Below are 21,602 nucleotides of genomic sequence, written 5' to 3'. Positions count from 1 at the left end.
AGCTTACGTAGGGTGGATCACGCTCTATCGATCCACCGAGTCGGTGGATGTGAAAAGCGACATCCGCCCTACGCGCTAAATAGCCCTCTCCCGCCCTACGGGCACCCTCGGCTTTAGCTCCTGCGTCGCCCTACCTCCTGCATCCTTGCAGTCGTCTCCCATAAATGGGAGAGGGTCATCAGCTGGGCCGCAAGCGGCCGCTTTCTTTACTGACGGACACCTTCGATGGAGAGGATCAGCTCGACGGTCTCGGACGCCGGGCCGAGGTCCATGGCGATATCGAAGTCCTTCAGCTTCAGCGTGGTGCTGCCCTCGAAACCGGCGCGGTAGCCGCCCCAGGGATCGGAGCCTTCGCCGATGAACTTGGCGGCGATCACCACCGGCTTGGTCACGCCGTTGAGGGTCAGGTTGCCGCTGATGTCGGCGCTGCCTTCGCCGGTGGACTTCACCGAGGTGGACTCGAAGGTCGCGGTCGGGTGCTTGCCGACGCTGAGGAAGTCGTCGCTGCGGATATGCTTGTCGCGCTCGGCATGGTTGGTGTCGACGCTGGCGGTGTTGAGGGTGACGCTGACGGTGCTCGCCTCAGGATTGGCGGCGTCGAAGCTGAACTTGCCGTCGAAGTCCTTGAAGGTGCCGTAGAGCCAGCTGTAGCCCAGGTGGCTGATCTTGAAGTTGACGAAGGCGTGCTGGCCTTTCTTGTCGATGGCGTAGTCGGCGGCCAGGGCCTGGCCACCGATCAGGGCGCTGCCCAGTGCCAGGGCGACGAGGGTTTTCTTCAACATGGGTGAATCTCCTGCTGAGGTTGAGCGAAGGGCGCGGCTCACGGCCCGCGCCGGAAGGAACGACGAATCAACGGCCGAACATGCGCAGCAAGGTGCTGTCGCGGTCGATGAAATGGTGTTTCAGCGCGGCCAGGGCATGCACTCCGGCGAACAGCACCAGGCCCCAGGCCAGGTACTCGTGCACCAGGCCGGCGACGTCCTCCTGCTGCGGCAGGCCGGTAACAGTAGCCGGCACCGCGAACAGGCCGAACACCTCGATGGCGCGGCCGTCGGCGGTGGAAATCAGGTAACCGGAAAGCATCAGCACGAACAAGCCGAGGTAGAGCAGGCGGTGACCCAGCTTGGAGGCCAGGCGGGTGGCCCGGTCGTGGCTGGCCAGGGCCGCCGGCGGCGGGCTCAGCCAACGCCACAGCATGCGCAGCAGCATCAGCGCGAACAGCGCGATGCCGATGCTCTTGTGCAGCTCGGGGGCGCGCTGGCGCCAGGGGTCGTAGTAACCCAGCTCCATCATCCACAGGCCCAGGCCGAACAGGCCGAAGACGGCCAGGGCCACCAGCCAGTGCAGCAGCACGCTGACCAGGCCGTAACGGGAGGAAGTGTTGCGCCACTGCATGGGAAGGCTTCCGGAGACGAGAGGTTGAGCAAGACTAGCGACAAATCTATCGATTTAAAGCGGAAAATTTCGCTATGAAATATCGAGAAATACGATATTTGCACGATGGATTTCCGACCAGCCAGCTTAGTCCAACGCCGCCACCGCGAAGTTCGTCGGCAGGCGCCAGACGGCAGCTGGGGGCGGATCGACGGCAGCGCCTTCTGGTAGGCTGTGCCGCTGAAGATTGGGAGATGCGCCATGAGCTTGAACGACCAGTGGATGCAGCGCGACCTTAACGTGCTGTGGCACCCCTGCACCCAGATGAAGGACCACGAGCGCCTGCCGCTGATTCCGATCCGCTCTGGCTCCGGCGTCTGGCTGGAGGACTTCGACGGCAAACGCTACCTGGACGCGGTCAGCTCCTGGTGGGTCAACGTGTTCGGCCACGGCAACCCGCGGATCAACGCGCGCATCCGCGAGCAGCTGGACAGCCTGGAGCATGTGATGCTGGCCGGTTTCACCCACGCACCGGTGGTCGAGCTGTCCGAGCGCCTGGTGCAGATCACCCCGCAAGGGCTCTCCAAGGTGTTCTACGCCGACAATGGCTCCTCCGGCATCGAGGTGGCGCTGAAGATGAGCCACCACTACTGGATCAACAGCGGCAAGCCTGAGAAGAAGCGCTTCGTCACCCTGACCAACAGCTACCACGGCGAGACCGTGGCGGCCATGTCGGTGGGCGACGTGGCGCTGTTCACCGACACCTACAAGGCGCTGCTGCTCGACACCCTCAAGGTACCGAGCCCGGATTGCTACCTGCGCCCCGAGGGCATGGGCTGGGAAGAGCACTCGCGGACTATGTTCGCCGCCATGGAGCAGACCCTGGAGCAGCACGCCCACGAGGTCGCCGCGGTGATAGTCGAGCCGCTGATCCAGGGCGCCGGCGGCATGCGCATGTACCACCCGGTGTACCTCAAGCTGCTGCGCGAAGCCTGCGACCGTTACGGCGTGCACCTGATCCACGACGAGATCGCCGTCGGCTTCGGCCGCACCGGGACCCTGTTCGCCTGCGAGCAGGCCGGCATCACCCCGGACTTCCTGGTGCTGTCCAAGGCGCTGACCGGCGGCTACCTGCCGATGGCCGCGGTACTCACCACCGACCAGGTCTACGGCGCCTTCTACGATGACTACGCCACCCTGCGCGCCTTCCTCCACTCGCACACCTACACCGGCAACCCGCTGGCCTGTGCCGCGGCCCTGGCGACCCTGGATATCTTCCGCGATGACGATGTCATCGCGAAGAACAAGGCCCTGGCCGCGCGGATGGCCAGCGCCACCGAACACCTGAAGGATCATCCGCATGTGGCCGAGGTGCGCCAGACCGGCATGGCCCTGGCCATCGAGATGGTCGCCGACAAGGCGAGCAAGACCGCCTACCCCTGGCAGCAGCGCCGCGGCCTGGCGGTGTACCAGCACGCCCTGAGTCGCGGCGCCCTGCTGCGCCCGCTGGGCAGCGTGGTGTACTTCCTGCCGCCCTACGTGATCAGCCCGGAGCAGATCGACTTTCTCGCCGAGGTGGCCAGCGAGGGCATCGATATCGCCACCCGCGAAACCGTCAGCGTGGCGGTGGACAACCGCTATCCCGGGCATCGCGATCCAGGCTGAGGCGGTAGCGCTGACAGCTCCGTCCGTAGGGAGCGCCGTGCGCACCAGCGCCTGATCCCAGCCCGCAAGCAAGGGCTGCGGGGCGGGGACGCGGTGCTTTAAACTTGCCGCTTCGAACTGACCGCCGGCAGCTGCCCCTATGCGCCTATCCCGTTTCTTTATCGACGCTCCCCTGTCCCTCGGCCAGCACGAGCTGCCCGAGGCCCAGGCCCACTATATCGCCCGCGTGCTGCGGCATGCCGCGGGCGACGCGGTGCAACTGTTCGACGGCAGCGGCCGCGAGTACCAGGGCGAACTGATCGAGGTGGGCAAGAAGGCGGTGCGCGTGGAGCTGCGCGAAGCCTTCGATGGCCTGGCCGAATCGCCGCTGCGCATCCACCTGGGCCAGGGCCTGTCGCGCGGCGAGCGCATGGACTGGGCGATCCAGAAGGCCACCGAACTGGGCGCGGCGGAGATCACCCCGATCGTCTCGGCGCGCTGCGAGGTGCGCCTGAAGGACGAACGCGCCGACAAGCGCCTGGCCCACTGGCGCCAGGTGGCTATCAGCGCCTGCGAGCAGTGCGGCCGCTCGGTGCTGCCGGTGATTCATGCGCCGCAGGAGCTGGGCGTCTGGCTCGGCGCGGTCGAAGCCGAACTCAAGCTGGTGCTGCACCCGGTGGCCGAGCCCTGGGCCGGCCATGCGCCGCCGCGCTCGCTGGCGTTTCTGATCGGTCCGGAAGGCGGCCTCGGCGAGGCGGAGGTGGCCCAGGCCAAGGCGGCCGACTTCCACGCCGCGCGCCTCGGCCCACGGGTGCTGCGCACCGAGACCGCGCCCGTGGTGGCGCTGGCCGTGGCGCAGCAGCTGTGGGGGGACCTGTAGGGCGGATGCAGTGCGGGCATGCCGGCACGCCCGCACTGCTACAGGCGTGGCCGCGGCTAGGGTTGCGGCCGTTGCCAGGTAGGTTGGCGCTGAGCGCAGCGAAGCCCAACAGGAAGCCCAAAGGACTGCGCTCGACAATCCCTGGCGTCCCACAATCCACCGTTGGGCTTCGTCGCACGCTCCTCAACCCAACCTACAGGCTGCACCCTGACCCACCACAGGTTGCGGCCGTTGCCAGGTAGGTTGGCGCTGAGCGCAGCGAAGCCCAACAGGAAGCCCGAAGGACTGCGCTTGGCAATCCCTGGCGTACCAAAATCCGCCGTTGGGCTTCGTCGCCCGCTCCTTAACCCAACCTACAGGCTGCCCCCTAACCCACCACAGGTTGCAACCGTTGCCAGGTAGGTTGGCGCTGAGCGCAGCGAAGCCCAACAGGACGCCCGAAAGGCTGCGCTCGGCAATCCCTGGCGTCCCACAATCCGCCGTTGGGCTTCGTCGCACGCTCCTCAACCCAACCTACAGCAGCCCGGCGTCTTCCAGCAGTTGCTCCAGGCCGACCAGATCGGGGATGCGCACCACGTCCTCGCCGACTCGCGCCGCGCCCAGCTCCAGCGGCGCCAACGCGACGTCGGCGGCCGCCAGGTCGCTGGCGACCTTCAGCGAGCGCGGAATGCCCTGCACCAGCAGGGCGATGAACTTGACCTTGGGCCGGCCGCCCAGGGCGTTGATCACCGCCACCCGCGCACCGCTGGCGACCTGCGCCTGGCCGCCGCTGGCGGCCTCGAAGGACAGCAGCGGCAGGCGCAGGTCGCGCCAGGCGATCTGGCCGAGGAACCAGGCCGGCATGCCTTCGCTGACCTGCGGCGCGCGGTAGGGGATCAACTCGGCCACCGCCACGTTGGGCAGCAGCAGGGTGCGGTCGGCCAGGGGCACCAACAGACCGGTCAGGTTGGCGGCGCTGTTCTGGGCGGCGACGGCTTGGCTCATTGAAACGTCCTCAACTGCAGTGTTCGGCGAGGTGGTTGACCAGCGCCACGGCCAGCTCGCGCGGATCGGCGCTGAAGCTGCTGTAGCCGCCCTCGCGCAGGCTGTCGGGCATGCTCGGGCTGGCGCAGCTGTCGCCGCGCTGGGTCCAGATCAGGCCGCCCTGGCGCTTGACGTAGGCCGCCGCGGCGCTGCCGTCGCTGCCCATGCCGCTGAAGGCGATCACCCCGCACTGGGCGCCGAACTGCTGCGCCAGGTTGAGCATCATCTGGTCGATGGACGGGCTGTAGGGCTCGGGCCAGCCGCGTTCGGCGATCTGCATCGCGCCGTCCTCGGCGAAACCCAGCTCGTGCTGGATCGGCGCCACCACCACCTCGCCGCAGCGCACCGGGTCGCCCTGGCGCGCCGGGTTGACGTGCCACTGGCTGTGCCGACCGACCGCCTGCGGCAGCGCCGCTTCGAAACTGGCGTCGATATGCTGGGCATAGACGAAGCCGATCGGCAGGCCGCCGGGCAACGCATCGAGGAACGCCTTGACCGCCGCCGGGCCACCCAACGAGGCGGCCAGCAGCCAGACCTGACGCGCCGGTTCGCCGGCTTTCAGCGGCGTGTCGGCCAGCGCCTGCGGCAACTCCAGACGCGCCGGGCGCTGCGCCTCGTCGAGCAGCGCCTGCAGGCTCGGGCCGACCGCCTGGGTCGGATCGCCTACCAGGCGCTTGAGCTTGCCGAACAGGCTGCGCTCCCAGCGCGGGTAATTCTCCGAATGGCGCTCGGGGGCGTGCCCCTCGCCGAACAGCACCGGCGCGCTGGCGCGCTCCAGCAGGCTGTCGACCAGCGGCGAGTCGTCCGACTGGGCCAGGTCCACCAGCCACAGGTCGGTCTCGCAGGCGGCCAGCTGCTCCTCGTCGAGCCGCGCCGGGTCGCTGTTGAGCACCACCTGATAACCGCCACCGGCCAATGCCTGCTGCAACACATGGCGCTGCAACGAGGTGTCGGCGATCACTGCAATACGTGCCGCGGATTTGTCTGTCATGTCCGTTTGATCCGGTGGCTATCCACCAACTGAGCGATGGTGTCGAGCAGCAAGGACTCCTGATAGGGCTTGCCGAGGTACTGGTTGACGCCGATGGCCATGGCCCGCTCGCGGTGCTTCTCGCCGGTACGCGAGGTGATCATGATGATCGGCAGGTCCTTCAGGCGCTCGTCGTGGCGCACCAGGGTGGCCACCTCGAAGCCGTCCATGCGCGGCATCTCGATGTCCAGCAGCATGATGTCGGGCTTGTGCTCCTGCAGCTGGGCGATGGCGTCGACCCCGTCCTTGGCGGTGACCACGTTCATGCCGTTGCGTTCGAGCAGGCGGCTGGTGACCTTGCGCACGGTGACCGAATCGTCCACCACCATCACCAGCGGCGGCCGGTCGACTTCCACTTCCTCGCTGATCGCCACCTGGCGCGAGGCCAGGCGCGGAGTCAGCTGACTCTGCAGGTGCGCATGCAGCACGCGGATGGTCGCCAGCAGGTCGAGAATCACCACCACCCGGCCGTCGCCGAGGATGGTCGCCCCGGAGATGCCATGCACCCCGGCGAACTGCGGGCCGAGGCTCTTCACCACGATCTCGCGCGAGCCGGCCAGGCTGTCCACCTGCACCGCCACGGCGTGCTCGCTGGAACGCACCAGGATCACCGGCAGCGGCAGGCTCTGGCCGACCAGCTTGGGCTGCTGGCCGTTATTCAGCAGGTCGCCCAGGTACTTCAGTTCGTAGGCCTGCCCGGCGTACTCGAAGCGTGGCGCAGTGGGCGCGCCTGCGGCGGAGCCGCCCTGCTCGTAGAGCGCCTCCAGCTCGTAGGGCGAAACCCGCACGATGCCTTCGATGGTGTTCAGCGGGATGGCGTACAGGTCCTCGCCGGAATACACCATCAGCGCGCGGTTGACCGACACGGTGAACGGCAGACGGATGGTGAAGCGGGTGCCCTGGCCGACGACCGAGTCGATGCTCATCGAGCCGCCGAGCTGCTTAACCTCCGAGTGCACCACGTCCATGCCGACACCGCGGCCGGAAATCTGGGTGACCTTCTCGGCGGTGGAGAAACCGGCCTCAAGGATGAACTGGAGGATCTCGTGGTCGGTCAGGTCGCTGTCGGCATCCATCATGCCGCGTTCGATGGCCTTGCGCCGCACCGCGTCGAGGCGGATGCCGCCGCCGTCGTCGTCGAGGGTGAGGACGATGTCGCCGCCCTCGCGGCCGAGGTTGAGGCGGATGGTACCGGTTTCCGGCTTGCCGACGTCGCGGCGCACGGCAGTGGGCTCGATGCCATGGTCGACGGCGTTGCGCAGCATGTGCTCCAGCGGCGCGACGATGCGTTCGAGCACGGTGCGGTCCATTTCCCCTTCGGCGTTGCCGACGACGAACTCGACCTGCTTGCCCAGCTCGCCGGCCACCTGCCGCACGATACGGCGCAGCCGCGGCACCAGGCGGTCGAAGGGCACCATGCGGGTGCGCATCAGGCCTTCCTGCAGCTCGGTGTTGACCCGCGCCTGCTGCAGCAGCAGGGTTTCCGCGTCGCGGTTCTTCGCCGCCAGGGTCTCCTTCAGGTCGAGCAGGTCGGAGGCCGACTCGAACAGCGCCCGCGACAGCTGCTGCAGCTGCGAGTGGCGGTCCATCTCCAGCGGATCGAAGTCCTCGTAACCGGCGCGCTCGGCCTCGGCCTGGTAGCGGCTGAGGATCTGCGCCTGGGTCTCGGTGTCGAGGCGGCGCAGCTGGTCGCGCACCCGGTCGATGGTGGCTTCCATCTCGCTCAGGGTAAAGCCGACGTCGCTCACCTGCTGTTCGACCCGACCGCGGAAGATCGAGGTCTCGCCGGCCAGGTTGACCAGGCCTTCGAGCAGCTCGGCCGGCACCTTGACCAGTTCCTGCGGGGCGCGACGGGACGCGGCCTCGGCCGCCGCCTCGGCGGCGCGGCGCACGAACGGCAGCACCTTGGGCGCCTGCACCTGGCTCGGCAGCTCGCTGGCGGCGACTAGCGGAACGACCAGTTGGGCCGCCAGTTGGGCCGCCAGTTGGGCGGCCGGTTGCGGCGCGGCCTGGCTCGGCGCTGTCGGCTCGGGCTGGGCGACCAGCTGCGGCTCGGCCAGGCTGGCGCTGAGGCGCTGGCGCAACAGATCGAGCTCCTTTTGCAGCCCTTCGAAACCGGACTGCACATCGAGCAGCAGGCTCTCGGGCCAGGGGGCGCCCTGCTGCAGCGCCTCGCTGAGGTGCTGCTCGAGGTCGTGGCTCATGTCGCCCAGGCGCTTCTGCCCGGCCAGCCGCGCACCGCCCTTGAGGGTGTGCAGAATGCGTAGCATCTCGTCGATGGCGGCGCCGTCGTCGCGCTGCTCTTCCCAGCGGCCGATGGCCGCCTCCATCGCCTCGAGTAGGTCGTCGCCCTCCTCGAGGAAGATGTCGAGGATGTCGCTGTCGGCCTCCTCGCCGTCGTCGCTCTCGACGAAGGCCTTGAGCTGGACCGCAGACGGCATGCTCAGTTGCTCGTCGGGGTTGGCGCGAAAGCGCTTGATGGTCTCGATCAGGGCGTCGCCCGGCGGCACCGCACGCTGGCCGCGCACCGCCTCGAGCATCTCGGCCAGGCGGTCGTGGCAGGCCTGCAGCAGGCCGAACAGCTCGGTGCTGGCGCGCAAGCGACCGCCGCCCAAGCCTTCGTAGAGGAATTCCAGTTCGTGGGCCAGGTCGCCGATCTCGCGGATTTCGGCCATCCGCGCACCGCCCTTGAGGGTGTGCAGGTCGCGCTGCAGGGCTTCCAGCTCCAGGCTGTTGTCGACGTCGGCCATCCAGCGCTGCAGGGCGGCGCCGGCGCTGTCGATGATGTCGAAGCCTTCCTCGAGGAAGATCTCCACCAGCTCCGGATCGCGCTCCTCGTGCCAGCTGGTCGGCGCCGCGGCCTGCGGCTCGCGCTCGGCCGGCGTCGGCAGCTCCGCCGCGGACTCATCGACTGCCGGCGGCGCCTGATCGAACGGCGCCTCGGCGGGATCGTCGAGCACCAGCAGGTCTTCGTCCTCGACCAGGGCCAGCGGCGGCAGCTCGCCGGCATCCAGATCCAGTTCGAGCGGTTCGGCGGCCTCCAGCGCGTCCTCGTCCAGGGACGGATCGGCCAGGGTCGCCGCGGCCGACAGGCTCTGCGCGCCGCCCTGGCGGAACTGGCGGATGGCCTGGATCAGGTCTTCGCCGGCCGCCAGCGGCTGGCGCGCCTGCAACTGATCGAGCATCAGCGCCAGGCGGTCGTGGCTCTGCTGCAGCAGGCCGCCCAGGGCCTCGCCGTAGTTGTAGCGGCGGTCGACCAGGCCTTCGTAGAGCGATTCCAGCTCGTGGCCGAGGTCGCCGATCGGGCGGATCGCGGCCATCCGCGCGCCGCCCTTGAGGGTGTGCAGGTCGCGCTGCAGGGACGACAGCGGCAGGCTGTTGTCCGGTTCGCCGAGCCAGCGCTCCAGCGCCTGGCCGGCGCTTTCGAGGATATCCACCGCCTCTTCGAGGAAGATTTCCACCATCTCCTCGTCGAGGTCGGCATCGGCCGGGCTGAAGCTGGCTTCGGCTTCGGGCTCGGGCTCGGGCTCGGGCTCGGGCTCGGGCTCGGGCTCGGCAATGCTGTCCTCGGGCAGCTCGAAGACGGCGAACTCCGCGCCCGACGCCTGCGGCTCCGGCTCCGGCTCCGGCTCGGGCTGTTCCTCAGCCTGCAGCAGTTCGGCCGTGGCCTGGTCCAGCTCGATGACTTCGAAACCCTCGGCGCCGGGGGCGAGCAGGGCCAGGGTGGCCGGGTCGATGGCTTCGCCGAGCAGGTCGCGCAGCGCCTGCACACGCTCGGGCTGGGCGCTGACCTGCAGCGCCGCGGCAACCTGATCCATCATGCCGATCAGCGCCTCGTGGGCCTTTTCCGCCTCGTCGAAGAAGCGCTCGCTGACCGCCAGGCTGCCCTCCTCGACCGCGCCATAGAGGTCCAGCAGGGCCTCGCACAGCTCGTCGATCTGCGGCAGCTCGGCCATCTCGGCGCCGCGGCCGAGGGTGGTCAGCTCTTCCAGCAGGGCGGACAGCTCCTGGCGCTCGGACGGGTGCTCGCGCCACTTGCGCAGCAGGTCCTCGGCGTCCAGCAGGATGTCCATGCCCTCGGCGAGGAAGATGCCGATCAGTTGCGGGTCGCGGCTCTCGCCGCTCTGCCCGAGGCGTTCGCCTTCGGCGGCGTCGAGGCGCTCCTGGTGCAGCTTGTGGACCCGGGCGAGGAAGTCCTCGGCACCGGCAATCGGCGCCAGCGGCTGGCTTTCCAGCTGCTCCAGGGCGGCGCGGAACAGCTTCTCGGCGCGGCTGAGCAGCTCGGCCTCGGCCATGTCGACGCGAATCAGGTTGGTCTTGAATTCCTTGACCAGCTTCTCCAGCGGCGCGGCGATCTCCGCCACCGGCAGGATGCCGGCCATATAGGCGCTGCCCTTGAGGGTGTGCAGCGCGCGCTGCAGGTCGTCGGTCACCGGCTGCGGCAGTTCCTGCGCGCAGTCGGCGAGAAAGCCGACCAGGGTGTCCAGATGGGTCTCCGCCTCGTTGCGGAAGATTTCCAGCAACTGCGGGTCGAGGGGCTCGCCATCGAGGGGCTCGCTCTCCTCCACGGCGGCGGTAGCCTCGACAGCGCCCGCGGGCTCGGCTACCTGCTCGGCGGCCGGGGCGTCAGATTTTGGGAGGGCTTGGCCCTTGGCCAGGGCATGCGCGGTGGCAGCCAGCCGGTCGACGTCGTCGCGCTGGCGCTGCGCCTTGGCGGCGAATTCCTCGACCAGCGCCGGCATCAGCGCCACCACGTCGAGCACCACCTGCTGCACCGGCTCGCTCGGCGCAATGCTGCGATCCAGCACGCGGTTGAGCAGGTTCTCGATGGACCAGCCCAGCTCGCCGATGATCAGCGCGCGAACCATGCGCCCGCTGCCCTTGAGGGTGTGGAAGGCACGCCGCACTTCGATCAGGGCGTCCTTGTTCTCGGTATCGGCCTGCCACTGCGGCAGGTATTCGGCGATGGTTTCCAGCACCTCGCCGACTTCTTCGATAAAGACTTCCAGCAGCTCTTCATCCACCGGCTCTTCATCAGCAGGCGGCGGCAACAGGCTCGGCGGCACCTCGGCGGCCGGCGGGTTGATCGCCTGCACCGGCGCGGCCATCACGTCGGCCATCGACAGCGGCTTGGCAAGGTCCTCCACCTCGATCAGCGGCGCCGGCTCGGGGGCGCTGGGCAGCTCGACCTCGGGCAGTTCCAGCTCGGCCAGGTCCAGCTCGTCCCACTGCTGCGGGGCGGACAGCTGTTCCAGGCTCAGCTCTTCCAGTTCCAGCTCAGGCTCGGGCTCGGCGGCGAGGCCCTGCGGGCCGTCGTCCAGCTCAAAGGCGAAATCGTTGAGCGGCTGCAGCTCCTCCAGTTGCGGCTCGGCCGCGACCTCGAAGGGCTGCTGGTCGGCGTCGGCCGGCTCGGCCAGGTCGAACCCCGGCGCGAAGGACGACTCCTGCGCGGCGGCGACCGGCTCGCCGTCGGCCAGGGGTTGCTCCAGCTGGCTGTCCTCGGCGCCGAGCAGCTCGATTTCCTGCAGCGGGTCGGCCAGCGGCGCCAGCGACTCCTCCTGCGGCTCGACGCGATCGAGGATCGACGGCTTTTCCTTGAGCGGATAGCCCAGCGCTTCCAGGCTCTCCTCGGCCACGTCGAGAATCAGATCGCCCTGGCTGCCGTGGTCCTCGGACAGGCGCTCGAGGTAGTACTCGACGCTGGTGATGGCGTCGGCCAGGGTGTCCAGGCTCTGCCAGTTGGGCACGGCCTTGCGCGCCAGCAGCTGTTCCTGGATATAGCGGTTGCAGGCGTTGAGCAGGTCGGCGGCGCGCTGCAGCGGGATCATCGCCAGGCCGCCACGGACCTGGGTGAGCAGCTCGGGCACGCGCGCCAGGTGCTCGTGGTTCCACTGCGAGGCGATGAACTCGATGATCGCGTCCTTGGCCTGTTCCAGGCCGTTGCGCGCTTCCTTGATCACCAGCTGGTGGATCTGCGCCACGTCGGTGGTCGGCAGGTGGCTCTGTTCGCTCTGCCCGTCGTCGCTCGGGCCAACCATGCCGGCCAGGGTCGCCTCGACGTACAGCAGGGCGCCGGCGACGTCCATCAGCACCGCGTCGCTGGGCTCGCGCTGGCCGAGGGAGAGGCCGTGGATCACGTCGATCTGATCGAGGATGACCTTGCGCGGCTGGCCGAAGCCGAGCACCGCCAGGGTATCGGCGATCTGCTTGAGCGGCGCCAGCAGGCCGTCCAGCTCGCCGGCCTGGCTGCGGTCGCTGCGCACGAACAGGTCGAGGCTGTCCTTGACCCGCACCAGCTCCTCGCACAGGGCGGCGACCACCGAGCGCATGGCGTCGCGGTCGGGGCCGGCCAGGCGGGCGCGCTCCTCGTCCACCACCTCGTTGTCGGGCAGGGCGTCGTCGAGGCGGTACTGTTCCTTGAGCGCGCGGATGCGCGGCGACTGCGCCGGCGCCTTGGCCACGTAGAACAGCAGGTTCTTGGTCAGCTCGTCCGGCGCGGCCTGGTTGATGCCGTCGGCGCCCTGCTCGACCAGGCGCTTGAGCTCCTTGTCGACCTGGCGCAGCAGGGTGCGCACCGAGGTGCCGTTGACCACGCTGCCGTTGGCCAGGCCCTCGACCATGCCGGAGGCGATCTGCCACAGGCCGCCCAGCGGGGCGTCCTTACACAGGGTTTCCAGGCGGGCGAACACGCGCGCCATATAGCCGAGGTTGGTGGCCAGGTCCTGGCCGCGGATCACCCCGACCAGGGCCATCTGCAGCATCTGCCGCAGCTTGCGCAGCAGCACCGGCAGCTCGGCGGTGCGCAGCCGCGCCAGGCTGTCGGATGGCAGCGCCGGCTGGCGCACCGACATGTCCGGGGCGAACAGGCTGGTTTCCGACAGCAGCTTCTCGCCGCGCGCGGCGCGCAGGTCGTTGAGCAGCGGCAACACCACCATCGGCAGGTCGCGGCGGGCGGTCTGGATACGGTCGAGGTACACCGGCAGCTGCAGGATGGCCTGCATCAGCACTTCCAGGGCTTCGCCCTGGTTGGCCACGCGGCCTTCCATCAACGCCTTGGCCAGCTGCTCCATTTCCTCGGCGAGCAGCGCGGCGCCGTAGAACTCGACCATCTGCAAGGTGCCGTGGACCTGGTGCACATAGGTCAGGCAGAAACGCATGCGCGTGGGGTCCTGCGGGTTCTCGACGAACGCCTCCAGGGCCTGCCGCGCCTGCTTCAGGGTTTCCGCGATCTCGCCTTTGACCCACTCCAGGGCGACATAGTCATGCCGATCACCCATAGCCACTCCACTCATAAACTTGGCCTTATCCCTTGCGGGTAAACGCCAGGACTCGCTCGTCGGCCACCGGCACCAGCGCCGGATGCTGCCAACCGGCTACTTCACCCACGCCCACCACCAGCAGCCCCCCGGGCGCCAGGCTCTCGGCCAGGCGGTTGAGGATGTCGCGGCGACGCCAGCGGCGGAAATAGATCAGCAAGTTCTGACAGAAAATCACGTCCATGCCGGACATCGGCGCCTTGGCCAGTTCCAGCACATTGAGCTTGGCGCAGCACACGCGCGCCGCCAGACTCGGCACCACCTTGAAACGTCCGTCGGCCTGGGCGAGGAAGTAACGCTCGCGCAGGTCGCCGTTCACCTGTTCCAGACGCCGCGCCGAGTAGCTGCCCTCGCGGGCCTTGCTCAGCGCGCCCTGGCTGATATCCGTGCCGGTCACGGCGAAATGCTCGGGCGACTCGCTGCCCTGCAGCGCTTCGGCCGCCAAAATCGCCAGCGAATAGGGCTCCTCGCCGCTGGAACAGCCCACGCTCCACAGCTCCCAGGGCCGCGTCAGGCCGGCGGCCAGTCGCTCCTGCAGGTACTGCGCCAGCACCTCGAAGGACGGCGGGTGGCGGAAGAAGCGGGTTTCCTGCACGGTCAGACGATCCAGCAGGGTCGACCACTCCACCGCGCCACGCGGCCCGTCGGTGACCTGGCGGTAATAGCTGGCGTAGTCCGTGACGCCCAGTTCGCGCATGCGCGCACTCAGGTTGGTCTGCAGGAAGGCGCGCCGCTGCTCGCTGATCACCACGCCGGTGCGCGCTTCGAGCAGCGCCTGCCAGTCGTGGAAGTCGGCTTGCGACATATCGGCCACCGGGCGCAAGGCCCACACGCCGCTTGACTGCATACCTTCGCCCTGAGTCATGGCTGTCGTGCGGCGACTGCGAGCAGCCGCCGCCCTCCTTTATCAGGCGTCCGGGAGGGTGAAGCCGGACACCGACTTGCGCATCTCACTGGCCATCTTGGCCAGGTTACCGATGCTCTTGGCGGTGGCGGTGGTACCCGAGGACGTCTGCGAGGTGATTTCCTGGATCACGTTCATGGTGTTGGAAATATGGCCGGCCGAGGAGGCCTGCTGACGGGCGGCGTTGGAGATGTTCTGGATCAGCGCCGCGAGGGTTTTCGATACCTTCTCGATCTCCTCCAGGGCCACCCCGGCGTCCTGCGCCAGGCGGGCACCGCGCACCACTTCGGAAGTGGTCTGCTCCATGGAGATAACGGCTTCGTTGGTGTCGGTCTGAATCGTCTTGACCAGCGCCTCGATCTGCTTGGTCGCCGCCGAGGAACGTTCCGCGAGGCGTTGTACCTCGTCCGCTACCACGGCGAAGCCGCGGCCCGCATCACCGGCCATGGACGCCTGGATCGCGGCGTTCAGGGCGAGGATGTTGGTCTGGTCGGCAATGTCGTTAATCAGGCTAACGATGTCACCGATCTCCTGGGACGATTCACCGAGGCGTTTGATCCGCTTCGAGGTGTCCTGGATCTGCTCACGGATGTTATCCATGCCGGTGATGGTGTTGTGCACCACCTCGTTGCCCTTGTTGGCGATGGCTACGGAACGTTCCGCTACCGCGGAGGATTCCGAGGCGTTCGCCGATACCTGGTCAATGGAGACCGCCATTTCGTTGATCGCCGCCGAGGCGCCGGCGATTTCCTGGGCCTGGTGCTCGGACGCCTCGGCCAGGTGCATCGCCGTGGCCTGGGTTTCCTGGGCCGCACCGGCGACCTGAACGGCGGTCAGGTTGATGGTGGCCACCAGGTCGCGCAGCTGGTCGATGGAGTAGTTGATGGAGTCGGCGATGGCACCGGTGAAGTCTTCGGTCACCGTCGCGGCCACGGTCAGGTCACCGTCGGCGAGGTCGGCGATCTCGTCGAGCAGTCGCAGAATCGCCGCCTGGTTACGCTCGTTCTTCTCGGCGGTCTCGGCCAGACGGCGGTTGGTCTCACGCACCATCACCAGGCCGATGAGGATGATCGAGCCCAGCGCCAAGGCGCCCAGCACATAGCCAAACAGAGTGTTGATGGCACGACCCGAGGCCAGGTCTTCGAAGCCGCCGGCCAGCTCGGACGCCTTGTCCAGCAGGGTCTGCGACACGCTGAAGATGGCGTTCGCCGATTCGCGCACCTGGAACAGTTCCGGCGAGGTCTCGAGAATCTCGTCCACCGAACCGGATACGAATTCGAACAGCTCGGAAATCTCGGCCAGACGCTCGAGGGCTTCCTCGTCGGTCACCTGGCTGATTTCCATCGCCGCGTTGCCTTCGAGCATGGCGGCCAGTACCCGGCCGAACAGGCTGGCGTCGCGACCGAACATGTCGGCGGCCTGCACCGAGTCTTCGTCACCGGCCAGCACCTTGTTCACCGAGCCGAGGATACGTTCGGCCAGCAGCGACTGGCGCTGGGCCACCGAGACCTGGGCCGCCGGCGCACCGCTTTCCAGCAGGATGTCGACCACTTCCTCGTACTCGACCTGCAGCTGCGGAATGGTTTCCGCCAGGGTCGCGGCTACCTGGTGCAGCGACAGTACGGTCTGCTCGCTGGCGAGAATGGCGTCGGTGTTCTGCCGCAGGCTGTCCCAGTCCTGCTGCACCGCGGCCATCTGCGCCTGCACCGCTTCCGGTGCCGGCGGCAGGCCGCTGTTGGCGTCGCCGTCGGTCAGATAACCCCAGCGCTGCTGGAAGTCGTTGCGCGCGTCGCGCAGCAGGCCGAAGGCCTCGGCGGTACCCGCCGCCGCTTCCGTGGCGTTCTTGGCGATACGCTGGGACAGTACGCGCAGCTCACCGGAGTGGCTGATGTACTCGGTATCGTAGTTGGACTGGGTGTTGATGTAGGCGAAGTTCGCGAACAACAGCACGATGGAGACGATCAGCACGACGAACAGCGCCGCGATCAGCGTGCTGCTGCGTGCCCCAACCAACAAATTGCCTGCATTGAGTTTTTTCATTATCTGGCCCCCGCCTGGACCGACCGCACTACGGTTCCCATGTAACGCCAAAGGGTCGGCAGAACCGACCCAACCGATTTTTTCTAATAAGCGACATCGAGAAAGCCCGGATCGCTGGCCAGCGCATGAGGGCTGAACACCAACCAGGGCTGTTCCCGTTGAAAGACACCGTGGATAAAGGGCGCGATGCTCGCCTCGAGGGGCGGCAACTGCTCGGAGAAGGCATCCACGGGAAAATGTTGCATGCCGAACACCTCGTCGACCGTGAGGCCAGCGAAGATTTCCTGGTGATCGACCACCAGCACCCGCCGCAGCTTGCGCAGCGGCGACAGTTCGTTGCCGAAGAAGCCGCACAGGTCCATCACCGGCAGCAGACGACCGCGCACGTTGGCGACGCCCTTGACCCAGCCCTTGACCCCCGGCAGCAGGGTGTGACGCGGCTCGTGCAACACCTCGCCGACTTCCCCCATCGGCGCGACGAACAGCCGTTCGCCCATGCGAAAGCCGATGCCGCTCCAGGTCTGCACCGCCGCCTGCTGCGACGGCAGGCCGGCCGCCAGGGCGCGGCAACGCTGGTCGATGTCGAGGAGAATCTGGAAAGGGGTCTGCACGTCCGACATGCCAGCCTTGGCCTTCTTCTTATTTAATACGCGGACGACGCGGCATCAGCCGGCCAGCACCGCATTGAGGGTTTTCAGCAAGGTGTCTTCGTCGACCGGCTTGGTCAGGTAGTCCTTGGCGCCCTGGCGCTTGCCCCAGACCTTGTCGGTCTCCTGATCCTTGGTGGTGACGATGATCACCGGAATATGGCTGGTCTCGGCGTCCTTGGTCAGCTGACGGGTGGCCTGGAAGCCGTTGAGGCCCGGCATGACGATGTCCATCAGTACGGCGTCGGGCTTCTCCTGGCGCGCCAGGGCGACGCCGTCGGCGCCGTTTTCCGCCTTGAGCACCTGATGGCCGTGCTTTTCCAGCATGGCGGTCAGCTTGTACATCTCGGTCGGGGAGTCATCAACAATCAGAATTCGAGCCATGGTGTTTCCCAATACAGAAGAGGCGTACGGCCCTGCAGGCCGCGGCGTCAGGAGGCTTGTTCCACCGGGATGAAGTCCGGCACGTGGGCCTTGATCGCCCCGAGCAGCTCTTCCTTGCTGAAGGGCTTGGTCAGGTACTGATCGGAGCCGACGATGCGCCCCTTGGCCTTGTCGAACAGGCCGTCCTTGGAGGACAGCATGATCACCGGGGTGGATTTGAAAGCACTGTTGTTCTTGATCAGGGCACAGGTCTGATACCCATCGAGACGCGGCATCATGATGTCGACAAAGATGATGCTGGGATGGGTGTCGGCAATCTTGGCCAGGGCATCGAAGCCATCGACCGCGGTGATGACCTCGCAACCCACCTTTTTCAGCAGAGTTTCCGCGGTGCGACGAATCGTTTTCGAATCGTCGATCACCATTACTTTCAAACCCTCGGAATGCTGTTCCATTTTCGCCCTACCATCGCCTCGGTGAGTCGTTATATTCGCGTTATCAGTGTGCCTGAGGCCCTGTCACCGATGGGCTTGACCCAATCGTCGGGCCTTTTTAGCACACTCTCCCCATGCAAGCTATAAGCCCGCCGGGGCGGCTCCCGCCCTTGACCAAGGCCCCGGCCGACGCCACCCTGACAGCCTGTGCTCGGCGCGGCCAACCCGGCCGCCGCCCCATTTCTCGCGGAGAGTTACCCCCATGAGCCTTCGTCTCGGGATCGTCATGGATCCGATTGCCAGCATTTCCTTCAAGAAGGACAGCTCGCTGGCCATGCTGCTGGCCGCTCAGGCGCGCGGCTGGTCGCTGTTCTATATGGAACAGCAGGATCTCTACCAGGCCCGCGGCCAGGCCCGTGCCCGCCTGCGCCCCCTGGAAGTGTTCAACGACGCCCAGCGCTGGTTCGCCCTGGGCGCCGAACAGGATGCCGCCCTCGCCGAACTGGACGTGATCCTGATGCGCAAGGACCCGCCCTTCGATAACGAATTCCTCTATTCCACCCACCTGCTGGAGCAGGCGGAACGCGACGGCGTGCTGGTGGTCAATCGGCCGCAGAGCCTGCGCGACTGCAATGAAAAGCTGTTCGCCACCCAGTTTCCCCAATACACGCCGCCGACCCTGGTCAGTCGGCGCCCCGACATTCTGCGCCAGTTTGCCGATGAGCACCGTGACATCATTCTCAAACCCCTGGACGGCATGGGCGGTTCGCAGATATTCCGCCACCGCGAAGGCGACCCCAACCTCTCGGTGATCCTCGAGGCGCTGACCCGGCATGGCCAGCAGCAGATCATGGCGCAAGGCTACCTGTCGGCGATCAAGGACGGCGACAAGCGCATCCTGATGATCGACGGCGAAGCGGTGCCCTACTGCCTGGCGCGCATCCCGGCCGCCGGCGAGACCCGCGGCAACCTGGCCGCCGGCGGCCGCGGCGAGGCGCGCCCACTGACCGCGCGCGACCACGAGATCGCCGCCGCGGTCGGCCCGACCCTACGCGAGAAGGGGCTGCTGTTCGTCGGCCTGGACGTGATCGGCGAGCACCTGACCGAGATCAACGTCACCAGCCCCACCTGCATCCGCGAGATCGACGCCGCCTTCGACACCCGCATCGGCGAGCGTCTGATGGACTGCATCGCGGCCAAGCGCGCGGCAAAAGCTTGACGCAGGTGGCAGCCTGGCGCTTCAGGCTTGCAGCCTGAAGCGTCGCGCCGCAGACTGCGCGACATCCGCCAGCAGACCCGATATGCGATGAACGCAGCAGCCACCCCACCCGCCGTTTCCACCGCCGCCGTCCGTCCGGCGGATCGCCTGGGGTTCACCCTGTTCCTCGCCGCGGCCCTGCACGTGGCGCTGATCCTCGGCGTCGGCTTCGGCCTGGAGCCACCGAGCCAGATCAGCAAGACCCTGGAAATCACCCTGTCCACCTTCAAGAGCGAGGAGAAGCCCAAGCAGGCCGATTTTCTCGCCCAGGACAACCAGCAGGGCAGCGGCACCCTGGAACACGCCGCCGCGCCGAAGACCACCGAACAGGCGCCGTTCCAGGACAGCGAGGTGCGCAAGGTCACCCCGCCGGCCACCCCGCAGCAGCCGGCTACCCGCCAGGAAGCGCCCAAGGCCGCCGTCGCCACCCGCGCACCGCAGCAACAGAAGACCCCGGTCAAACGCAAGGAAGCCAAGCCGGTTGCGGAAACGCGCCCGGCGCCAGTGTTCGACTCTGCCCAGCTGTCGGCGGAAATCGCCAGCCTGGAGGCCGAGCTGGCCCAGGAAGTCCAGGCCTATGCCAAACGGCCGAAGATCCACCGCCTCAACGCCGCCTCGACCATGCGCGACAAGGGCGCCTGGTACAAGGACGAGTGGCGCAAGAAGGTCGAGCGCATCGGCAACCTCAACTACCCCGACGATGCCCGCCGCCAGCGCATCTACGGCAGCCTGCGCCTGCTGGTCTCGATCAACCGCGACGGCTCGCTGTACGAGGTGCAGGTGCTGGAATCCTCCGGCCAGGCCGTGCTCGACCAGGCGGCCCAGCGCATCGTGCGCCTGGCCGCGCCCTACGCCCCCTTCACCGGCGACCTGGCCGATATCGACCGCCTGGAAATCATCCGCACCTGGCGCTTCGAGCGCGGCGACCGGCTGTCGAGCAACTGACAGATCGGCGTACACGCGGTAAGCGCAGTCGCAGGTAGGGCGCACTCGCGGAGCAGTAGGCCGGGCGATCTTGTAGTCAACGCCGATGGCGGACAGCTAGCCTCACTACGAGCGGCCGGCGATCCGGTCCGCCCTACAGCTTGAAGCCTGCCCGCTTAAGGCCGAAACTAGCGCCATGAAGATTTCAGCCCCCACCTCACTCAAGCACCACTTCCTGATCGCCATGCCGCACATGGCCGATCCGCATTTCGCGCACACCGTCACCTACCTGGTCGAACACAACGAACAGGGCGCCATGGGCCTGGTGATCAACAAGCCCAACGGCCTCAACCTGGCCGACGTGCTGGAACAGCTGCGCCCCGAGGAGGAGCCGGCGGCGCTGTGCCACAGCCTGCCGATCTTCGCCGGCGGCCCGGTGCAGACCGACCGCGGCTTCGTCCTGCACCCGGCCGGCCCGCAGTTCCAGGCCACCCTGGAGCTGGGCGAGCTGGGCCTGTCCACCTCGCAGGACGTGCTGTTCGCCATCGCCGACGGCACGGGCCCGGACAAGTACCTGATCACCCTCGGCTACGCCGGCTGGGAGGCCGGGCAACTGGAAGCGGAGCTGGCCGACAACGCCTGGCTGACCTGCCCGGCCGACAGCGCCATTCTCTTCGACCTGCCCTTCGACCAGCGCCTCAATGCCGCCGCCGCACGCCTGGGGGTCAACCTCAGCCTGCTCACCTCGCAAGCCGGGCACGCCTGATGGCCGAGGGCAAGCCGCTGCGCCTGCTGCTGGGCTTCGACTACGGCACCAAGCAGATCGGCGTCGCCGTCGGCCAGGTGATCACCGGCCAGGCCCGCGAGCTGTGCGTGCTCAAGGCGCAGAACGGCGTGCCGGACTGGAGCCGGGTCGAAGCCTTGATCAAGGAATGGCAGCCGGATGCCGTGGTGGTCGGCCTGCCGCTGAACATGGACGGCACGCCCAGCGAGATGAGCGCCCGCGCGGAGAAATTCGCCCGCCGCCTCAATGGCCGCTTCAACCTGCCCGCCTACACCCACGACGAACGCCTGACCACCTTCGAGGCCAAGGGCCAGCGCCTGCGCGAAGGCCAGAGCGGCGGCTACCGCGAGCGCCCGGTGGATGCCATTGCCGCCGCCCTGCTGCTGCAGGGCTGGCTCGAGGAAAACTGTCCGGGCTGAGCGACTCGGCCCGCACCAAGGAGTTTCGCCATGCTACCGAACCCCAACGAGCTGCTGCCGGCCATGGCCAGCGCCCTGACCCAGCACCTGAACCAGCGGCAGATCGCCGAGCCGCGCTTTATCGGCATCCGCACCGGCGGCGTCTGGGTCGCCCAGGCCCTGCTCGCCGCCTTGGGGCGCGACGACGCGCTGGGCGTGCTCGACGTGTCCTTCTACCGCGACGACTTCACCCAGAACGGCCTGCACCCGCAGGTGCAACCGTCCGAACTGCCGTTCGAGATCGAAGGCCAGCACCTGGTGCTGATCGACGATGTGTTGATGAGCGGGCGCACCATCCGCGCCGCGCTGAACGAGCTGTTCGACTACGGCCGTCCGGCTAGCGTGACCCTGGTCAGCCTGCTCGACCTGGGCGCCCGCGAGCTGCCGATCCGCCCCGACGTGGTCGGCGCCAGCCTGTCGCTGGCAGCCAACGAGCGGGTAAAATTGTCCGGCCCCACGCCGCTGACCCTCGAACTCCAGACGCTCGCCAACTGAGACTCCC

The 21,602-nt window shown here is 67.6% G+C and carries 17 protein-coding genes; 7 read left to right on the top strand and 10 right to left on the bottom strand.

The window, feature by feature from the left end:
* Positions 1-206 precede the first annotated feature (206 nt).
* Together ACIGFL_RS00475 and ACIGFL_RS00470 are read right to left on the bottom strand one after the other, a co-directional pair.
* Complete coding sequence (locus tag ACIGFL_RS00475) at positions 207-782, bottom strand: YceI family protein (protein ID WP_397486771.1); 576 nt, start codon at positions 780-782, stop codon at positions 207-209.
* Positions 783-849: 67 nt separating this feature from the next.
* Positions 850-1,395: a cytochrome b gene (locus tag ACIGFL_RS00470; RefSeq protein ID WP_397495761.1), complete on the bottom strand. Its 546-nt coding sequence runs from the start codon at positions 1,393-1,395 to the stop codon at positions 850-852.
* A 240-nt stretch (positions 1,396-1,635) separates the two neighbouring features.
* Here ACIGFL_RS00470 and ACIGFL_RS00465 point away from each other — a divergent pair, with 240 nt between their 5' ends.
* Together ACIGFL_RS00465 and ACIGFL_RS00460 are read left to right on the top strand one after the other, a co-directional pair.
* Complete coding sequence (locus tag ACIGFL_RS00465) at positions 1,636-3,039, top strand: adenosylmethionine--8-amino-7-oxononanoate transaminase (RefSeq protein ID WP_397495760.1); 1,404 nt, start codon at positions 1,636-1,638, stop codon at positions 3,037-3,039.
* A 139-nt stretch (positions 3,040-3,178) separates the two neighbouring features.
* Positions 3,179-3,898 (top strand): 16S rRNA (uracil(1498)-N(3))-methyltransferase, encoded by a 720-nt coding sequence (locus ACIGFL_RS00460; RefSeq protein ID WP_397495759.1) that lies wholly within the window; start codon positions 3,179-3,181, stop codon positions 3,896-3,898.
* Positions 3,899-4,411: 513 nt separating this feature from the next.
* Here the strand turns inward: ACIGFL_RS00460 and ACIGFL_RS00455 are convergent.
* From ACIGFL_RS00455 to pilG, 8 genes are all read right to left on the bottom strand, one after another.
* Positions 4,412-4,882, bottom strand: coding sequence for a chemotaxis protein CheW (locus ACIGFL_RS00455; RefSeq protein ID WP_397486775.1), 471 nt, complete (start codon positions 4,880-4,882; stop codon positions 4,412-4,414).
* Between the two features lie 10 nt (positions 4,883-4,892).
* Complete coding sequence (locus tag ACIGFL_RS00450; protein ID WP_397495758.1) at positions 4,893-5,912, bottom strand: chemotaxis protein CheB; 1,020 nt, start codon at positions 5,910-5,912, stop codon at positions 4,893-4,895.
* The gene (locus ACIGFL_RS00445; protein ID WP_397495757.1) at positions 5,909-13,228 is read right to left on the bottom strand and encodes an Hpt domain-containing protein; all 7,320 of its coding nucleotides are present in this window, start codon (positions 13,226-13,228) and stop codon (positions 5,909-5,911) included. The genes ACIGFL_RS00450 and ACIGFL_RS00445 overlap by 4 nt, the downstream gene beginning before the upstream one ends.
* 25 nt (positions 13,229-13,253) lie before the next feature.
* Complete coding sequence (locus ACIGFL_RS00440; RefSeq protein WP_031302685.1) at positions 13,254-14,114, bottom strand: protein-glutamate O-methyltransferase; 861 nt, start codon at positions 14,112-14,114, stop codon at positions 13,254-13,256.
* A gap of 60 nt (positions 14,115-14,174) precedes the next feature.
* Positions 14,175-16,211, bottom strand: a complete 2,037-nt coding sequence (locus ACIGFL_RS00435) for a methyl-accepting chemotaxis protein (RefSeq protein WP_397495756.1) — start codon at positions 16,209-16,211, stop codon at positions 14,175-14,177.
* Between the two features lie 83 nt (positions 16,212-16,294).
* On the bottom strand, positions 16,295-16,831 hold the full coding sequence (locus tag ACIGFL_RS00430; protein ID WP_397486779.1) for a chemotaxis protein CheW: 537 nt from the start codon (positions 16,829-16,831) through the stop codon (positions 16,295-16,297).
* Between the two features lie 45 nt (positions 16,832-16,876).
* Positions 16,877-17,242, bottom strand: a complete 366-nt coding sequence (gene pilH, locus ACIGFL_RS00425; protein ID WP_013713612.1) for a twitching motility response regulator PilH — start codon at positions 17,240-17,242, stop codon at positions 16,877-16,879.
* 47 nt (positions 17,243-17,289) lie between these two features.
* The gene (gene pilG / locus ACIGFL_RS00420; RefSeq protein WP_031302687.1) at positions 17,290-17,697 is read right to left on the bottom strand and encodes a twitching motility response regulator PilG; all 408 of its coding nucleotides are present in this window, start codon (positions 17,695-17,697) and stop codon (positions 17,290-17,292) included.
* A 241-nt stretch (positions 17,698-17,938) separates the two neighbouring features.
* Here pilG and gshB point away from each other — a divergent pair, with 241 nt between their 5' ends.
* The 5 genes from gshB (at position 17,939) to pyrR (ending at position 21,595) form a co-directional block, all read left to right on the top strand.
* Entirely contained in the window at positions 17,939-18,895 is a 957-nt protein-coding gene (gene gshB / locus ACIGFL_RS00415) for a glutathione synthase (protein ID WP_397495755.1), read from the top strand.
* Between the two features lie 87 nt (positions 18,896-18,982).
* The gene (locus ACIGFL_RS00410; RefSeq protein WP_397495754.1) at positions 18,983-19,879 is read left to right on the top strand and encodes a TonB family protein; all 897 of its coding nucleotides are present in this window, start codon (positions 18,983-18,985) and stop codon (positions 19,877-19,879) included.
* Positions 19,880-20,054: 175 nt separating this feature from the next.
* A complete protein-coding gene (locus tag ACIGFL_RS00405) occupies positions 20,055-20,624 on the top strand; it encodes a YqgE/AlgH family protein (RefSeq protein WP_397495753.1) in 570 nt (189 codons plus the stop codon).
* Positions 20,624-21,061 (top strand): Holliday junction resolvase RuvX, encoded by a 438-nt coding sequence (gene ruvX / locus ACIGFL_RS00400; protein ID WP_021444025.1) that lies wholly within the window; start codon positions 20,624-20,626, stop codon positions 21,059-21,061. The genes ACIGFL_RS00405 and ruvX overlap by 1 nt, the downstream gene beginning before the upstream one ends.
* Positions 21,062-21,091: 30 nt before the next feature.
* On the top strand, positions 21,092-21,595 hold the full coding sequence (pyrR, locus tag ACIGFL_RS00395) for a bifunctional pyr operon transcriptional regulator/uracil phosphoribosyltransferase PyrR (protein ID WP_021444026.1): 504 nt from the start codon (positions 21,092-21,094) through the stop codon (positions 21,593-21,595).
* Positions 21,596-21,602 lie beyond the last annotated feature (7 nt).

Origin of the sequence: Pseudomonas sp. NPDC077649 (genome assembly GCF_044542855.1) — a bacterium.
Taxonomy (GTDB): domain Bacteria; phylum Pseudomonadota; class Gammaproteobacteria; order Pseudomonadales; family Pseudomonadaceae; genus Aquipseudomonas.
The sequence above is the reverse complement of the archived record's forward strand: the minus strand, read 5'-3'. Positions and strand labels throughout refer to the sequence as shown.

Excerpts from the sequence above, each read along its gene's own strand:
- ACIGFL_RS00475 (WP_397486771.1), bottom strand. The coding sequence starts at position 782 with ATGTTGAAGAAAACCCTCGTCGCCCTGGCACTGGGCAGCGCCCTGATC.
- ACIGFL_RS00470 (WP_397495761.1), bottom strand. The coding sequence starts at position 1,395 with ATGCAGTGGCGCAACACTTCCTCCCGTTACGGCCTGGTCAGCGTGCTG.
- ACIGFL_RS00465 (WP_397495760.1), top strand. The coding sequence starts at position 1,636 with ATGAGCTTGAACGACCAGTGGATGCAGCGCGACCTTAACGTGCTGTGG.
- ACIGFL_RS00460 (WP_397495759.1), top strand. The coding sequence starts at position 3,179 with ATGCGCCTATCCCGTTTCTTTATCGACGCTCCCCTGTCCCTCGGCCAG.
- ACIGFL_RS00455 (WP_397486775.1), bottom strand. The coding sequence starts at position 4,882 with ATGAGCCAAGCCGTCGCCGCCCAGAACAGCGCCGCCAACCTGACCGGT.
- ACIGFL_RS00450 (WP_397495758.1), bottom strand. The coding sequence starts at position 5,912 with ATGACAGACAAATCCGCGGCACGTATTGCAGTGATCGCCGACACCTCG.
- ACIGFL_RS00445 (WP_397495757.1), bottom strand. The coding sequence starts at position 13,228 with ATGGGTGATCGGCATGACTATGTCGCCCTGGAGTGGGTCAAAGGCGAG.
- ACIGFL_RS00440 (WP_031302685.1), bottom strand. The coding sequence starts at position 14,114 with ATGCAGTCAAGCGGCGTGTGGGCCTTGCGCCCGGTGGCCGATATGTCG.
- ACIGFL_RS00435 (WP_397495756.1), bottom strand. The coding sequence starts at position 16,211 with ATGAAAAAACTCAATGCAGGCAATTTGTTGGTTGGGGCACGCAGCAGC.
- ACIGFL_RS00430 (WP_397486779.1), bottom strand. The coding sequence starts at position 16,831 with ATGTCGGACGTGCAGACCCCTTTCCAGATTCTCCTCGACATCGACCAG.
- pilH (WP_013713612.1), bottom strand. The coding sequence starts at position 17,242 with ATGGCTCGAATTCTGATTGTTGATGACTCCCCGACCGAGATGTACAAG.
- pilG (WP_031302687.1), bottom strand. The coding sequence starts at position 17,697 with ATGGAACAGCATTCCGAGGGTTTGAAAGTAATGGTGATCGACGATTCG.
- gshB (WP_397495755.1), top strand. The coding sequence starts at position 17,939 with ATGAGCCTTCGTCTCGGGATCGTCATGGATCCGATTGCCAGCATTTCC.
- ACIGFL_RS00410 (WP_397495754.1), top strand. The coding sequence starts at position 18,983 with ATGAACGCAGCAGCCACCCCACCCGCCGTTTCCACCGCCGCCGTCCGT.
- ACIGFL_RS00405 (WP_397495753.1), top strand. The coding sequence starts at position 20,055 with ATGAAGATTTCAGCCCCCACCTCACTCAAGCACCACTTCCTGATCGCC.
- ruvX (WP_021444025.1), top strand. The coding sequence starts at position 20,624 with ATGGCCGAGGGCAAGCCGCTGCGCCTGCTGCTGGGCTTCGACTACGGC.
- pyrR (WP_021444026.1), top strand. The coding sequence starts at position 21,092 with ATGCTACCGAACCCCAACGAGCTGCTGCCGGCCATGGCCAGCGCCCTG.